The 15,462-nt window shown below is 62.0% G+C and carries 14 protein-coding genes; 3 read left to right on the top strand and 11 right to left on the bottom strand.

The genetic code is table 11. The features are described 5' to 3' along the window. Window positions 1–113 precede the first annotated feature (113 nt). The 6 genes from VJ604_RS18140 to miaB form a co-directional block, all read right to left on the bottom strand. Window positions 114–764, bottom strand: coding sequence for an HAD family hydrolase (locus tag VJ604_RS18140; RefSeq protein ID WP_324084950.1), 651 nt, complete (start codon window positions 762–764; stop codon window positions 114–116). 177 nt (window positions 765–941) lie between these two features. Further along, on the bottom strand, window positions 942–2,492 hold the full coding sequence (gene guaA, locus VJ604_RS18135) for a glutamine-hydrolyzing GMP synthase (RefSeq protein WP_324084949.1): 1,551 nt from the start codon (window positions 2,490–2,492) through the stop codon (window positions 942–944). A 77-nt stretch (window positions 2,493–2,569) separates the two neighbouring features. Beyond that, the gene (guaB, locus tag VJ604_RS18130; RefSeq protein ID WP_324084948.1) at window positions 2,570–4,039 is read right to left on the bottom strand and encodes an IMP dehydrogenase; all 1,470 of its coding nucleotides are present in this window, start codon (window positions 4,037–4,039) and stop codon (window positions 2,570–2,572) included. 505 nt (window positions 4,040–4,544) lie between these two features. Further along, complete coding sequence (locus tag VJ604_RS18125) at window positions 4,545–5,615, bottom strand: M42 family metallopeptidase (protein ID WP_324084947.1); 1,071 nt, start codon at window positions 5,613–5,615, stop codon at window positions 4,545–4,547. 283 nt (window positions 5,616–5,898) lie between these two features. Beyond that, window positions 5,899–6,402 (bottom strand): bifunctional nuclease family protein, encoded by a 504-nt coding sequence (locus VJ604_RS18120; RefSeq protein WP_324084946.1) that lies wholly within the window; start codon window positions 6,400–6,402, stop codon window positions 5,899–5,901. Between the two features lie 18 nt (window positions 6,403–6,420). After that, the gene (miaB, locus tag VJ604_RS18115; RefSeq protein WP_324084944.1) at window positions 6,421–7,746 is read right to left on the bottom strand and encodes a tRNA (N6-isopentenyl adenosine(37)-C2)-methylthiotransferase MiaB; all 1,326 of its coding nucleotides are present in this window, start codon (window positions 7,744–7,746) and stop codon (window positions 6,421–6,423) included. Between the two features lie 238 nt (window positions 7,747–7,984). Here miaB and tatA point away from each other — a divergent pair, with 238 nt between their 5' ends. The 3 genes from tatA (at window position 7,985) to VJ604_RS18100 (ending at window position 10,329) form a co-directional block, all read left to right on the top strand. Then, window positions 7,985–8,167 carry a twin-arginine translocase TatA/TatE family subunit gene (tatA, locus tag VJ604_RS18110; protein WP_324084943.1) on the top strand — a complete coding sequence of 61 codons (183 nt, stop codon included), beginning with the start codon at window positions 7,985–7,987 and terminating at the stop codon, window positions 8,165–8,167. A 194-nt stretch (window positions 8,168–8,361) separates the two neighbouring features. Continuing rightward, window positions 8,362–8,961: a molybdenum cofactor guanylyltransferase gene (mobA, locus tag VJ604_RS18105; protein ID WP_324084942.1), complete on the top strand. Its 600-nt coding sequence runs from the start codon at window positions 8,362–8,364 to the stop codon at window positions 8,959–8,961. A gap of 159 nt (window positions 8,962–9,120) precedes the next feature. Further along, window positions 9,121–10,329: a molybdopterin molybdotransferase MoeA gene (locus tag VJ604_RS18100; RefSeq protein WP_324084941.1), complete on the top strand. Its 1,209-nt coding sequence runs from the start codon at window positions 9,121–9,123 to the stop codon at window positions 10,327–10,329. Here the strand turns inward: VJ604_RS18100 and VJ604_RS18095 are convergent. The 5 genes from VJ604_RS18095 to VJ604_RS18075 all read right to left on the bottom strand — a co-directional run. Beyond that, a complete protein-coding gene (locus VJ604_RS18095) occupies window positions 10,326–10,952 on the bottom strand; it encodes a class I SAM-dependent DNA methyltransferase (protein ID WP_324084940.1) in 627 nt (208 codons plus the stop codon). The genes VJ604_RS18100 and VJ604_RS18095 overlap by 4 nt on opposite strands. Window positions 10,953–11,345: 393 nt before the next feature. After that, entirely contained in the window at window positions 11,346–12,011 is a 666-nt protein-coding gene (gene mobA, locus VJ604_RS18090; protein ID WP_324084938.1) for a molybdenum cofactor guanylyltransferase, read from the bottom strand. 185 nt (window positions 12,012–12,196) lie between these two features. After that, window positions 12,197–13,408: an NrfD/PsrC family molybdoenzyme membrane anchor subunit gene (gene nrfD / locus VJ604_RS18085; RefSeq protein ID WP_324084937.1), complete on the bottom strand. Its 1,212-nt coding sequence runs from the start codon at window positions 13,406–13,408 to the stop codon at window positions 12,197–12,199. Beyond that, window positions 13,405–14,265: a 4Fe-4S dicluster domain-containing protein gene (locus VJ604_RS18080; RefSeq protein ID WP_324084936.1), complete on the bottom strand. Its 861-nt coding sequence runs from the start codon at window positions 14,263–14,265 to the stop codon at window positions 13,405–13,407. Before VJ604_RS18080 ends, nrfD begins: the two co-directional genes overlap by 4 nt. Window positions 14,266–14,268: 3 nt before the next feature. Further along, on the bottom strand, window positions 14,269–15,462 hold a 1,194-nt coding region (locus VJ604_RS18075; protein ID WP_324084935.1), incomplete at its 5' end, for a molybdopterin dinucleotide binding domain-containing protein.

Genomic DNA, 15,462 nt, shown 5'->3' with positions numbered 1-15,462 from the left:
GGATGCGGGGCTTCCCTCACCCCCGCCCCTCTCCCGGAGGGCGAGGGGAGAATGTTGGCGGAGGCCGAGGGAGTTATAGGGAAGGACGAAAGATTCAGGGCCAACGGCATCGGCTAGGCCAGTATCGGCAGGTCCAGCAGGGCGGGCAAGTCGGCGACGATGAAATCGGCGCCGGCCAGCTCGCTCTGGTCACCGTAGCCGTAGGAGCAGCCGACGGTGATGACGCCGGCGCCTTCGCCGGCGGCCATGTCGTTGATGCTGTCGCCGATCATCACGCTCTCGCGGGTGGCCGCTCCGAACTTCTTCAGCACGGCCAGCAGCGGCTCGGGGGAGGGCTTGCGGAAAGGCAGGGAATCGGCGCCGATCACGGTCGGGAAGAACTTCTCGATACCGAGCTTCGCCAGCACCTCGCGGCAGAGCGCCACGTTCTTGTTGGAGACGATGCTCAGGGCAAGCTCCCGGTGATGCAGGGTCTCCAGGGTCTCGACCACGCCCGGGTAGAGCCTGGTCTTGTCGGCTATGTGGGCGAGGTTGTAGTCGAGAAAGACCCTCAGGCCCTCTTCTACCTGTGCGGCCGTCGCGCCGGGCAAGGCTCGCTCGACCAGGGAGCGGGCGCCCTGCCCTACCAGTTTGCGTACCTCTTTATCGGACAAGGTGGAGAGCTGGAAGTGCTCGCGCATGGCGTTGGTGGCATCGCACAAATCGGGAAGGGAATTGATCAGGGTGCCGTCTAAGTCGAAGATGAGGAGTTTGATGGGGAGCATGGTGGTTTGGGGCTCCTTTTGGGGAAAGAATCAAAGGCAAATCCCCCCTGGCCCCCCTTTAACAAGGGGGGGATGTAGGATGAGCGGATCCAGGGGAGTGGAAGCTACAAACGCGAATCGCGGCAGCTGTTGATAACGGCTGCCGCGATTGTTTATATCAGATGGTTTTGCGATCGTCTATTCCCACTCGATGGTTGCGGGGGGCTTCTGGCTGATGTCGTAGACGACGCGGTTGACGCCCTTCACCTCGTTGATGATCCGGCTGGAAATGCTGCCCAGGATCTCGTAGGGGAGCTTGACCCAGTCGGCGGTCATGCCGTCCAGCGAGTTGACCGCGCGCAGCGCGCAGGTGTACTCGTAGGTCCTGGCGTCGCCCATGACGCCGACGGTCTTCACCGGCAGCAGTACGGCGAAGGACTGCCAGATGTCGCGGTAGAGCCCGGCCTTGCGGATCTCCTCGATGACGATGGCGTCGGCCTCGCGCAGGATGTCGAGCTTCTCCGCGGAAAGCTCGCCGATGCAGCGGATGGCAAGCCCCGGGCCGGGGAACGGCTGGCGGTACACCATCTCGTCGGGCATGCCGAGCTCCTTGCCCAACAGCCTCACCTCGTCCTTGAAAAGCTCACGCACCGGCTCCAGGAGTTTGAGGTTCATCTTCTCGGGGAGACCGCCCACGTTGTGGTGGCTCTTGATGACGGCGGAGGGGCCCTTGGTGGAGACGGACTCGATCACGTCGGGGTAGAGGGTCCCCTGTGCCAGGTAGTCGACCTGGCCAAGTTTCTTGGCCTCTTCCTCGAACAGGTAGATGAACTCGTTGCCGATGATCTTCCGCTTCTGCTCGGGGTCGGAGATGCCGTCCAGCTTGTTCAGGAAGCGGTCGGTCGCCTCCACGTAGTCGAGGTTGATCTGGAAGTGCTTGGTGAAGAGGTTGACCACCTTCTCGGCCTCCCCCTTCCTGAGCAGGCCGTTGTTGACGAACACGCACTGCAGCTGGTCGCCAATGGCCTTGTGGATGAGGACGGCGACCACGGCGGAGTCGACGCCGCCGGAGAGGGCGCAGAGGACCTTGCCGGTGCCGACCTTCTCGCGGATGTTGGCGATCTCTGTCTCGATGAAGTTCGCCATGGTCCAGGTCGGCTTGGAGCCGCAGACGTTGAAGAGGAAGTTGCCGATCATCTCGTCGCCGCGCGGGGTGTGGACCACCTCGGGATGGAACTGTACGCCGTAGAAGCGGCGCTTCTCGTCCTTCATGGCGGCGATCGGGCACCCTTCGGTGTGGGCCATCAGCTTGAAGCCGGCCGGCATCGCCTCGATGCGGTCGCCGTGGGACATCCAGACTTCGGCGGAGCCGTCGAAGCCGCTGAAGATCTCGCTGGCGCCGTCCATCAGCAGGCTGGCGCGCCCGAACTCGCGCTTGTCGCAACGCTGCACGCGGCCGCCCAGCTGCTGGGTCATCAGCTGCATGCCGTAGCAGATGCCGAGGATGGGGATGCCGAGGTCGTAGATCCCGAGATCGGAATGGGGTGCTTCCTTGTCGTAGACGCTGGAGGGGCCGCCGGAAAGGATGATCCCTTTGGGGGCGAACTCCTTGATCTTGTTCAGCGACATGTTGTAGGGGTGGATCTCGCAGTAGACGCTCTGTTCCCTCACCCGCCTGGCGATGAGCTGCGTCACCTGGGAGCCGAAATCAAGGATCAGCACCTTCTCGGAATGGATATCGATGGTCATGTTTAGTCCTCAGAAAGCAATCCCCCCTGTCCCCCCTTTATCAAGGGGGGAACGCGAGAAGGGTTGGGTGGGATGGTTTATTTCTCGACGCGGTAGTTGGGGGCCTCTTTGGTGATCATGACGTCGTGGACGTGGGATTCCTTGAGACCTGCGCCGGTGATGCGCACGAAACGGCCGTTTTGCTGCAGCTCGGGAACGGTCCGGCTGCCGGTGTAGCCCATGCCGGCGCGCAGGCCGCCCATCAGCTGGTGCACGTTGGCGGAGAGCGGTCCGCGCAGCGGCACCATCCCCTCGATCCCTTCCGGGACCAGCTTGATGTCGCTCTCCACGTCGCTCTGGAAGTAGCGGTCCTTGCTCCCTTCCTTCATGGCGCCGATGGAGCCCATGCCGCGGTAGCCTTTGTAGGCGCGCCCCTGGTAGAGGATGGTGTCGCCGGGGGATTCCTCGGTGCCGGCGAAGAGGGAGCCGATCATCACCACGTCGGCACCGGCCGCCACGGCCTTGGTGATGTCGCCGGAGTATTTGATGCCGCCGTCGGCGATCATCGGGATGCCGTACTTCTTGGCGACCTTGGAGCACTCGGCGATGGCGGTGATCTGCGGGACGCCGATGCCGGCCACCACGCGGGTGGTGCAGATGGAGCCCGGCCCGATGCCGACTTTGATAGCGTTGACGCCGGCCTTGATGAGCGCCTCGGCGGCGTCGGCGGTGGCGATGTTGCCGGCCACCAGCTCCACGTTGGGGAAGGCCCCCTTGATCCTGGCCACCGCTTCGAGAACACCCTGCGAGTGGCCGTGGGCGGTATCGATGACCACCACGTCGACCCCGGCCTTCACCAGGGCGTCGATGCGGGCCTCGGCGTCGGGGGTCGGCCCGACTGCGGCCCCTACCCTCAGGCGTCCCAGCGAGTCCTTACAGGCGTTGGGGTACTTCTTGATCTTTTCGATGTCCTTGATGGTGATGAGACCCTTCAGGTTCTTCTCGTCATCGACCACCAGCAGCTTCTCTACGCGGGTGTGTTTCAGGTGTTCCTTGGCCTGCTCCAGGGTGGTTCCCACCGGCACGGTGACCAGGTTCTTCTTGGTCATGCGGGCGGAGATGGGGAGGTCGAGGTTGGTCTCGAAGCGCAGGTCGCGGTTGGTGAGGATGCCGACCAGTTTCCCGTTGGCCTTGGTGATCGGCACGCCCGAGATGCGGTACTTGGCCATCATCTCCAGGGCCTCGCGGATGCGCTGGTTGGGGCGCATGGTGATCGGATCGACGATCATCCCCGATTCGCTCTTTTTGACCTTGTCTACTTCCATCGCCTGCTCTGCGATCGTGAAATTCTTGTGGATGAAGCCGAGTCCCCCCTCGCGAGCCATGCTGATGGCGGCCCTGGACTCGGTGACCGTGTCCATGGCTGCGCTGACCAGCGGGATGTTGAGCTGGATGTTGTTGGTCAGTCTGGTGCTGAGATCGACATCGCGGGGAAGGATGAGGGAGTGGGCAGGGAGGAGCAGGACATCGTCAAACGTAAGTCCTTCGGGGATGCTGCTGTCTAACATAAAATTGACTCCTTTTGGGTTGTGGGCCGGTCAGGATATTAACCGAAAAATCTAGAACAAGCCGCCCTCCAAGTCAACTAAAATTAGACTAATAAAACTACAAAAAGCCTGTGAATTAAAGCAAATACATCAACAGCCGGGGGACCACGAAAGGCACGAAAGGGCACGAAAAAAAACCGAACCGCGTTTTCCCTCAGCGCGGCTGTTCATGGCATTGATCTTGGCGGATTACTGCACGTCAACTGCTGACCACGGATGACGCGGATCGAGCGGATTTTCACGGAAAAAGATTCTTTGAGGGTAAATCCAAACCCTGATTTTTTTGCCGTAATCTGCGTCAATCCGTTACATCCGCGTCATCCGTGGGCCAGCTTTTGACTCTGCCTGAAATCCGCAGGGTAGGTTGCGCCGGCTTCCCTCACTCCCGCCCCTCTCCCTCCTCCGCCTGAAGGCTCCGGCGGACAGGCCCGGAGGGGGAGGGGTGAGAAGGCGAAAGGCGACGAGGTTAGACCGGGATGAAGGCGTCCTTGTCGGTGATGCGGGCCAGGGTGGCGACGATCAGCTTGGCGGCCGCCTCCAGGTCGGAGAGCGACAGGGTCTCCACCGGGGTGTGCATGTAGCGAAGCGGCAGCTTGACCAGGGCGGTCGCCACGCCGTTACGGGAGATCTGCATCACGTTGGCGTCGGTGCCGGTGGCCCGGGCGATGCCGGTGTACTGGACCGCGATCCCCTGCTGGGTGGCCGTGTCGGAGAGAAGGTCGAAGAGCGCCGGGTTGATATTGGCGCCGCGCGGCAGGATCGGCCCCTTGCCCAGGGAAACTTCGCCGTTGTGCTTCTTCTCCACGTCGGGCTGGTCGGTGGCGAAATCGACTTCCACGCAGATCCCGACGTCCGGGTTGACCGAGTAGGCGCTGGTGGTGCCGCCACGCAGGCCGACTTCCTCCTGCACGGAGGAGACGCCGTAGAGATCGACCGGAAGCTGCGCCGGCAGTTCGGAGACCAGGCGCAGCACCTCGGCCACCACGAAGCTCCCCGCCTTGTCGTCCAGGCCGCGCGAGGTCACCCGGTCGCCGACCAGCCGCTCGAGCCCCACCGCGAAGGTGATCGGATCGCCCACCCGCACGAGTTCCAGCGCCTCTTTCTTGTTGGAGGCGCCGATGTCGATGAACTGCTTCTCCAGCTTGATGACGTTGTCGCGCTCCTTGGGCTCGATCAGGTGGATCGGGCGCTTGCCGATCACGCCGTTCAGCGTCCCCTTGGCGGTGTGGACATGGACCCGGGCGCCGGGGGTGATGTGCGGGTCGACCCCGCCGATGGCGGAAAAGTAGAGAAAACCGTCGTCGTCGACGTAGCGGATCTGCAGGCCGATCTCGTCGGAGTGGCCGACCAGCATGACCCGGGGCCGGTTGTCACCGGCGCCCTCGATGAAGCCGAAGACGTTGCCCATCACGTCGGTGCCGACTTGGGCAAAGGACGATATGTAGGAGCGGAAAACCCGCTGGGCGGGCTGCTCATACCCTGAAGGGCTCGGTGCCGTCAGTAACTGTTTCAGGAATTCGAACGATGCTTCGCGCATAGGGACACCTCAAAGACGAGATTAAGATTGAGAAAAGCGGTCTGCTACTCACCTTACTCTTCATTAGTGAGTATATCAACATATAGAGAGAGATTAGGACGGAAATCGATAGGCAAAAACAGGACGAAAACAAAAAAGGCATAGTAACAGGGATGAACAGGATGAAGGGGATAAAGCAAAAGTCTTAAAAACTTTCTTCTTTTGCTTTTATCCCCTTCATCCCCTTTATCGCTGTTAAAATGCCTTTCGTCATTGATGCTTGGACTTCGGGAACGATGCTTCCTTACATCGGGTATTTCCCCATCGAGGCGGGGTCGAGCTGATCGAGGTAATCGACGAAACGGCGGGCGTTGTTCTCACCGGTGAGCCCTTCCTCGCTCATGTCGAGACTGGAGACCTGCTCCAGGAGCTCGTCGTTCACCAGCACGGGGAGACGGTACTTGAGGGAAAGGAGCATCGCCTCGCTGACGTGCAGATCCACGCAGACCTCTTCTCCGTCCGCGGCGGATAGCCGCACGAAGGAGTTGAACACGCCGTCCTTCAGGCTCTCGATGACGATGCCGCTCACCTTCATCCCCAACTTGTCGATGAGGGCGCAGAAAACGTCCTTACGGCCACTTCTGACGGAAAGCTCGCGGCTCAGGAATTCCGCCGCAAAGGATACCGACTCCGTCGCACTCACCCAGACCGGAACCGTGTTCTTCTCATCGGCATCTTTGAGGATAATCACCGGCATCTGCGCAATACCATCGAGAGCGAATCCGAATACCTTCATCTCAAGATACATGCTAGCAACCCTCCACGATCAGACCTGCACGATCTCGCCCATGAGGAGCGTCTGCAACCCCTCGACGATCTTCACATCCAAAAGCCGCCCGGCCAGCGACGGATCGCCGGAGAGGACGGTACCACGATTGCCGCCGGTCCTGCCGAACAAGGCGTCGCCGGTGCTGCTCAACCCCTCGACCAGCACCTGCTGCACGCTCCCCACCAGGGCCTGGTTCTGTGCGAGCGTCCTCCGCTTCTGTGCCGCCTGCAGCCGCTCCAGCCGCCGCTGCTTGTCGGCGCGCGGGGTGTCGTCGGCAAAATCGGCAGCCTTGGTCCCGGGACGCGCCGAGTAGATGAAGGAGAAGAGGTCGGCATAGCCCACTTCCTCCACCAGGGTCATGGTCTCTTCGAATGCCGCCTCGTCCTCGCCCGGGAAGCCGACGATGATGTCGCCGGTGATCTGGATCCCGGGACAGGCTTCCTTCAAGGCGGCGACCTTGGCGAGGTACTCGGTGCGGGTGTAGCCGCGGTTCATCCTCTTCAGCACCTGGTCGCTTCCCGACTGCGCCGGCAGGTGAATGTGCGGCGCCAACTTCGGTATTTCGGCGAAGCAGGCGATCAGCCGCTCCGAGATGTCCTTGGGATGCGAGGTGGTGAAGCGGAGCCGCTGAAGCCCCTCTAGCTCTGCCACCATCTTCAGCAGATCGGCGAAGTCAGGCTCTCCCGGCGTCTTGAGACCGTAGGAGTTGACGTTCTGGCCGAGCAGGGTCACCTCGCTGACGCCGGCTTCGGTAAGCTTGGCAACTTCGTCGACTATCTTGGCAGCGCTCCTGCTGATCTCGCGCCCCCGGACGTGGGGGACGATGCAGTAGGCGCAGAAGTTGTCGCACCCCTGCATGACGGTGACGAACCTGGTGACGCTGCCATCTTTCCCCGCGGCCGGGAAGAGGTCGAATCTCTTCTCGTCGTCCAGGAAATCTGTCTCGATGCTCCGCTTGCCGCTCTCGGCCGCGGTGACCATCCCCTGCAGAAGGTGCAGGTTGTGGGTGCCGAAGACCAGGTTGACGAAAGGGGCCTTCTCAAGGAGCCGCTCCCCTTCCTGCTGGGCCACGCACCCCCCTACCCCGATGATGAGGCGGGGCTTCTTTTTCTTGATCGACTTGAACTTGCCGAGGTGCCCATAGACCCGCTGCTCGGCGGTCGCCCTGATGCTGCAGGTATTCAAAAGGATCAGGTCGGCATGGGCGGGATCGCTGGTCTCTCCATAACCGATCCCCCTCATCAGCCCGACGATTTTCTCTGAATCGCTCACATTCATCTGGCACCCGAAGGTCTCCAGATAGAGCTTCTTTTCTTGTTCCACGCTGCTTCCTTACTGTCTAAATGGATGGATTTTACGCAGCTTCGGCTCCCGCCGTCAATACATTTAAAGATAGTGCCACCTGAAGCTCACTATAAAGCAGCTATCACATTGAAAAGGAGCCTCTTTTTCTTTGGAAGAACGCGGGGAAAATGGTATATTCTGTCCACTGTCTTGCCAGATCTTGATCAGGCTGATATAAAGAAATACTTATTAATTAGCGTCACAGACAGGAGACTTCATGTTCGGCTTTGGCATCCCTGAACTCATCATCATTCTCGTCGTTATTCTGCTGATAGTTGGACCGTCCAAACTACCCCAACTCGGCTCCTCCCTGGGGCAGACCCTGAAGAGCTTCAAGAAGGGGATGAACGACGAACCGCGCGTAATAAATCCCAAGGACGACGAAAAACCGCAAAACTGACGACGGCAAAAAGGCAATCCCCCCTGTCCCCCCTTTATCAAGGGGGGAACGCGGAGCGTTTTCTTTCGATAAGTTCCAACGGCGTCCCTACCCCTTCAATGCCTGCCCGTCGAAGCCTTGGCGAAGGAGGGGGGAGGGACAGGAGCTTGCCCGCCGTAGCCTTGGGCGGAGGCGGGTGAGGATGGGTTGACTGAGTGGCCATAATCCAGCACGACATCACCGGGGTTATCCTGGTGGGAGGGCAAAGCCGCCGCATGGGGCGCGACAAGGCCTTTCTTTGCTGGCAGGGTGCGCCCCTCTTCGAGACGGTGCTCTCGGTGTTCCGGGAGAGCTTCGCCACCACCTGCCTCGTCGGGCGGGAGGAAGCACAGTACGCACGCTACGGATTGAAGTTCCTGGCTGACATCTATCCGGGGAGCGCGCTGGGCGGGCTCTATACCGGGCTCTTTCACGCCGCGACCGAACACGTCTTCGTTTCCGCCTGCGACATGCCCTACCCCAACCGGGGACTGTTGCGGCACCTCTGCTCACTCAAGGCGGGCTACGACTGCGTGGTCGCGCAAACCGCCGAGGCGCTGGAGCCGCTTTTCGCCGTGTACGCGAAGAGCGCACTTCCGGCCATGCAGACGCTTTTGGAGCGGGGAAACTTCAGAGTATACGACCTCTACCCGATGCTGCGCACCCGCTATGTCACCGTCGAGGAGTTGGCCCCCTTCGCCGACCAGGGGAGGTCCTTCATCAACGTGAACACCCCGGAGGAGTTCGCGCGTCTCCAGGACCACCATCACAAGTAGGGTGGGCAGCGCCCACCATGCCTTTCGAAGCCCCCGTCCAATTCGGTGGCAGTGCCCACCATACAAACAAAGGTAAATCCCCCCTGTCCCTCCTTTATCAAGGGGGGCACTTGATGACGGACGTTCATCGCCACTACTGATCCAGCAAAGGAGCGCTCCATGGTCAGCATTGAGGAAGCCCAAGGTGTCATCCTGCAGCATACTGCGCGCCTGCCGATGGAAGAGGTCCCCCTGGTTGAGGGACTGGGACGGGTTCTCGCCCGCGATATCCTGTCACCGTTCGACGTCCCCCTAACCGACAATTCGGCCATGGACGGCTATGCCTTCTCCTTCCACTTCGTACACGGCGACCGCCTCCCCGTTTCCGGCTTTCTCGCCGCCGGCCATCCCCAGTTCGACGCCGTACCGCCCGGCTGCGCGGTGAAGATCATGACCGGCGCCCCCATTCCTCCCGGCTGCGACACGGTGGTGCCGATCGAGGAGACGGAATCGCTGGCGGGTGAGATCCGGCTGACCGCCGGCCCCCGGCAGGGCTCCCATATCCGGCGTCGCGGTGAGGATGTGAAGGCCAGCGAGCAGGTCGTCGCCCAAGGCAAGATCGTCCGCCCCCAGGAAATTGCCATGCTGGCGTCTTTGGGCATGACCACCATGCCGGTCTTTGCCAAGCCTACCGCGGCGATCCTGGCGACCGGAGACGAGTTGCTGCCGCTTGGGCAAACTCCGCACCCAGGGCAGATCGTCAACAGCAACAGCATCGCCATCGCCGCCCAACTGAAAGAGGCCGGTGCCACACCGGTCGACTTCGGCATAGCACCCGACGATTTCGAGGCGACCAAGCGTGCGATCCGCGAGGCGCTGGCCACTGCCGACCTGCTGATCACCACCGGCGGGGTTTCGGTGGGGGACAAGGATTACGTGAAGGTGGCGATCGAGGAGTTGGGAGGACGCATCCTCTTCTGGAAGGTCAACATGAAACCGGGCAAGCCGGTGGCGTTTGCAGTGCTGGACCGCAAGCCGATCTTCGCGCTCCCCGGGAACCCGGTGGCCGCGATGGTGGGTTTCGAGCTGTTCGTAAGGCCGGCCCTTTTGAAGATGAGGGGATGCAGCCGGGTGATGAGGCCGGTCATCAAGGCCCGTCTGCAGGAACCGCTTGCCAATAAGGGAGAGCGACCGACCCTGGTGAGGGCACTGGTTTCTTTCCAGGAAGATGAACCGCGAGTGGCGGTGGCCGGGAACCAGGGGTCCGCCAACATCCTTTCGATGGTGAGAAGCAACGGCTTGTTGAAGTTGCCTCCCGCCGTGGCCCTGGCTGCCGGCGATGTTGCGGAGGTGATCCTGCTGGATGGGGGAAGGGAGGGGCAGGGTTAGCCTTCCTTCCTCCCCACGCAGAGCAACACCTGGTTGTGCCGATCATTGGACTTGTCGACGACGGCGGCGGTAACGACCCGGACGGTTGAAAGACCGCAGCTCTCGAAGACTGATTTCAGGAAGCTCGGCTCGAACCCGGCATGGAGCACTCCGGTCGGGTTGTCGTGGAAGCTGCCGTCCTCCGCCTTCAGGTCGGCTATCGCCAGCCAGCCCCCCCTCCTTAATCCGTCCGACAGAGCTCCGATCAGGGCAGCGACGTCGTCGACATGATGCATCGTCATGCTGCTGACAATGAGATCGTACCGTCTGCGGAGGTTCACCCGCTCTTCCAGATCGAGCAGCCTCGTCTCGACGTTGCCGAGTTCCCCTTGCCGTATCTTGGCGTTCAGGACATCGAGCATCCCCTGCGAGCTGTCCGCGCCGGTGATGCTCTTCACGTACGGACGCAGCCCGAGAGTGACGAGACCGCTGCCGCAGCCGTAGTCCAGGGCATTCATCTCTTTGCTGAGGGGGACTTCCTTCCTGATGGCGGCCACCACGTCCTCCGCCAGCTTCTGCCGGCGCGGCTCCTGGTCCCACTGTTGGGCCACCGCGTCGAAATCCCTTCGTCCTTCCTTGACCATTTTTCCCCCTGAATCTGCAGAGTTGATGACGTCACCGTTTGGACTGGCTCAGCGTATGCCGCTTGCTCTGTGCGCACCGGACCGGTGCGGTGGGCGGCGCCCGTCCTACCATCGGCAGGGCTGCGAAGCATGGCGGGGCAGCTTCTTTGCGCCGGCTTCACCCCCCCTCCCTGGCCCTCCCCCTTCGGGAGAGGGAATGTTGGGAAAGACGAATTATGCAAAAAAGTATATATAGCGTGAGGGACGTCTGTGTCAACCCCATCCTCACCCGCCTCTGCCCAAGGCTACGGCCGGCAAGCCCCTGCCCCTCACCTCGGAGGGGAGGGAACGCTGAGCCAGCGTATAAGGAAGCACGTGAATGGTTGGGAATCGGCGCTGCCTTGGATGGTGACTTTAAGCGCGGGGATCGAGGGCGAGGTAGTCCTGGACGGTGTTGATGTTGCGGAAGGCGCGCAGGCCGGGGTCGAGCTCGGCGGTCTCGGAGAGGAGCAGCACCTTGACACGGACCTCGTCGAAGAAGGAGACGATCCGCCCGCGGTGGTCGGAGAGGGCTTTCTCCACGGCAGGGAGGCAGCGGGTGGAATAAAGGGCGTGCAGGGGTTCCATCCCCTTCTCCCCTTCCGGAACGATCACGTCCCACCCCTCACGCCCGCTGGCCAGTCCGCGCACGAGGTCGGGATTGATCCAGGGCATGTCGCAGGCGACCGCGAGGATGTAGCCAGTCTTGCTGTGGGAAAGGGCGGCGTGGATGCCGGCGAGGGGGCCCCTGCCGGGGTGGATGTCCTGCACCTTGGGACAGGGGAGGAATGGGTAGACCTCCGGGCTGTTGGTGACTACCATCACCTCCCCGCAGAGGGTGCTGATCTGGCGGTAGATACGTTCGATGAGGGTGGTCCCGCCGTAGGGAAGGACGGCTTTGTTGCTCCCCATGCGGCGGGAGGCGCCTCCGGCCAGGATGACGCCGGTGACGTCGGGAAGAAGGCCAAGACACGGTGACTCTTTACCGTCCTGGGACCACACCGATCTCTGCTCTATTACCCTTGCCAACGAATCCGTCACTGCAATCTCCTTCCATTCCAACGGAGCGTGGAGCCGTTCATGCTGAGCCTGTCGAAGCACTCTCTCCACATCTCCGCCTTTCACAAGCCGTAAGAAGTTTCCCCCCTTCGACAGGCTCAGGGCGAACGGCTAAAAAAGCCAAGGGAGGGGGACTGGCACCTGCGGAACCAGTCCCCTAAAATGCTCTAGGCTTCCACCTCGCCGCCAACCCTCTTGCGGCCGTCGTCGATACGGTGCATGCGGTCGGGGATCGAGTAGTCGACGGTCTCCGGGTGGTGTTCGAAGATCGGGAAGTACTTGGCGATCAGCACGAAGAACAGGATGTGCGCCGAGATGATGCCGATGGTCACCAGGGACTCGATGATGGACGGGGCGTAGATCAGGTTCCCCGGCTGCTCCATACCGAACATGGAGACGTTGAAGCGGTTCAGGACCAGGCCGAAGATCACCAGGCTGGCTGCCCTGAGCTGCAGCTTCTTGTCGGTCCTTATCTTCCTGGTCAGGAACAGGCAGAAGGGGAGCAGCACGCCGGCGCCGATCTCGACCAGGAACAGTGCCAGGAGCACCGGCCGGTCGAAGAGCGGACCGTGGGTCAGGAAGGCCAGGGAGTAAGCCTTGATGGCGATGTAGACCGCCATCACCCAGGGGATGATCTTGGTCAGGGTTGCCAGCAGGTCGGACTCGTCCGGCTGCCCCATGTATTTGTGCACCAGGCTCGCCTCGAAGATGACGATGGAAAGGCCGGTGAAGATGGCGGAAAGCCAGAACTGCAGCGGCAGCAGCGGGTTGTACCAGAGCGCGTGCAGCTTATCGACCGCGATCAGGAAGAAGGTGCCCAGGGTCGACTGGTGCAGGGTGGAGATCATGGCCGCCAGGATGGCGAACGGCAGCTCCAGGGTACGCAGCAGCCTGAGCGGCAGGTGCCAGCCGAACTTCTCGGCCACCGGGTGCAGGAACTCCAGGGTGAGCACGGTGGTGTAGGCCATGACGCACATGGAGACCTCGAACATCGGAGAGTGGATGTTCCAGTAGCGGAGCACGTTGATGCCGCGCTGCGGCTGGCCCAGATCGAGCAGCAGCCCGACGCAGACCAGCGAGTAGCCGAGGAAGCCGGTGACGATGGCCGGACGGACCAGCGGCTCCAGCTTCTTGATGTGGAAGACGTGGGCCACGATGCCGATGGTGAAGGCGCCGGCCGCAAGCGGCACGGCGGTGACCACGTCGAAGGAGATCCAGAGTCCCCACGGATAGGTGTCGTTCAGGTTGGTGGTGACACCGAGTCCGAAGATGAAGCGGACCAGGGATGCCAGTGCACCGAGGCCTACCAGCACCATCATGAATTTCAGGAACCGGTGGTATCCCTTGATTTCGTTGATTACCAGCTTGGCGGCGGTCATAGGCTGTTCTCCTTCCTCTCGTCTTTAGCGTCGTGCTTGCCGTGCCCGGCCTTCCCTTCCTCTTCGGCCTTGATGCGGTCCTTGCGCTGCTGGAACCAGGAGACCGCCGACAGGGTGCCGCCCACGGTCAGGAAGATGCCCGGTACGAAACGGAGGGCCTGCCAGGTGTAGGACGGCAGCGGACGCTGGGTGACCGGCTTGAAGCCGAGCTCGTCCAGCGGCTGGTGGGTCAGGTAAAGGACGCTGGTACCGCCCGCCTCGTTCTTGCCGTAGACGGCGGGGTAGTAGCGGCCGGGTTTCGCCTTCAGCCGCTTGTCGGCCTCTTTCAGCATCTCCTCGCGGGTGCCGTAGCTGATGGCAGTCGGGCAGGCGGTGGCGCAGGCGGGCTTCAGCCCTTCCTTGATGCGGCTGTAGCAGCCGGTGCACTTCCTCACCAGCGGGAACGCCTTGCTCCACTCGTACTTGGGGACCCCGAACGGGCAGGCCATCATGCAGAAACGGCAGCCGATGCAGCGCTTGGAGTCGTAGATGACCGGACCTTCGGCGGTCTTCTGGAAGGCTCCTACCGGGCAGACCGAGGCGCAGGCCGGCTCGTTGCAGTGCATGCACATCTCTTTGTAGAAGGCGAACTCGTTCTGGCCGTTCTTCTGGTAGTCCTTGAACTTGATCCTGGTGAAGGTGTACTCGGACATGGAGGGGGGATTCTGGTACCCCTCACCGCTGAAGAACTTGGTCTGCTCGCCCTGAAGCTGGTTCCACTGCTTGCAGGCGACCTGGCAGCCGCGGCAGCCGGTGCACTTGGTGGTGTCGATCAGGAAGGTCTTGGTCTTAGTGAAATCTATCTTGTCGGAGCTCATCCCTTAGGCCCTCCTTTTTTCGATGTTGCACAGGAACGCCTTGAACTCCGGAATACCGGTGTTCGCGCATCCCACCGCCGGGGTCAGCAGGTTGGCGCTGTCCCCCTTGGCGAGACCTGCGTAACCGAAGTGCCACGGCATGCCGATCTGCTCGACCTGCTTGCCGGCCACGTTGAGCGGCTTCAGGCGCGCGGTGACCAGTGCCACCGCCTCAATGGTGCCGCGCTCGGTCTGCACGCGCACCTTGTCCCCCTTGGCGATCCCTTTCTTCTTCGCCAGGGTCTCGCTGATCTCCACGAACATGTCGGGGACCAGTTCCACCAGCCAGGGGAGGCTCCTGGTCATGGCGCCCGCCTGCCAGTGCTCGGTCATCCGGTAGGTGGTGCCGATGTAGGGGAACTTGCCGGCATCGCTGGAGACGTTCTTGGGAACCGCCACCGCCGGGTTGTTCTGCACGCTGGAGAGGATGTTTTTGGCCGGGCTCTCCATCGGCTCGTAGTGCTCGGGGAAGGGACCGTCCTTCAGGTCCAAGGCGTAGAGGCGGCCGTGCCCCTCGGGGAGCATGATGAAGGGGTACTTCCCTTCCTTGGCGTCGTTCATCGGCGGCCAGGGGCCGTCGGGCACATCCCCCTGCCACTTCTTCTCCAGCCCGTTCCAGGCGATCACCGCCCGCTTGGGGTTGAAGGGGGCGCCGTCCTTGTCGACCGAGGCGCGGTTGTAGATGATGCGGCGGTTGACCGGCCATGCCCAGGACCACTTCGGGAAGAGCCCCAGCCCGGTCGGGTCGGCCGGGTCGCGGCGCGCCATCTGGTTGCCGTCCTTGGTGAAGGAGCCGGTGTAGATCCAGCAGCCGGCCGAGGTGGAGCCGTCGTCGGCCAGGAACTTGAACATGGGCACCGGGTCGCCTGCCTTGAACTCCAGGGTCTTGTCCTTGTCCTTGATGGTGGTGTCCTTCAGGAAGTAGCCGTTGATCTCCTTGGCCACCAGGGCCGGTTCCGGCTCCTCGTTGCCGTAGCCCCAGGCGAGCTTGGTGATCGGCTCCGGGAAGGCACCCTTCTCCTTCTTGTAGAGCGCGTTGATCCGCTTGTAGAACTGGTCGATCATCCACATGTCGCTCTTGGCATCACCCAGCGGCTCGACCGCCTTGTAACGCCACTGGGTCCAGCGGCCGGAGTTGGAGATGGAGCCTTCCTTCTC

Source organism: Geomonas sp. (genome assembly GCF_035254065.1).
GTDB lineage: Bacteria > Desulfobacterota > Desulfuromonadia > Geobacterales > Geobacteraceae > Geomonas.
The sequence above is the reverse complement of the archived record's forward strand: the minus strand, read 5'-3'. Positions and strand labels throughout refer to the sequence as shown.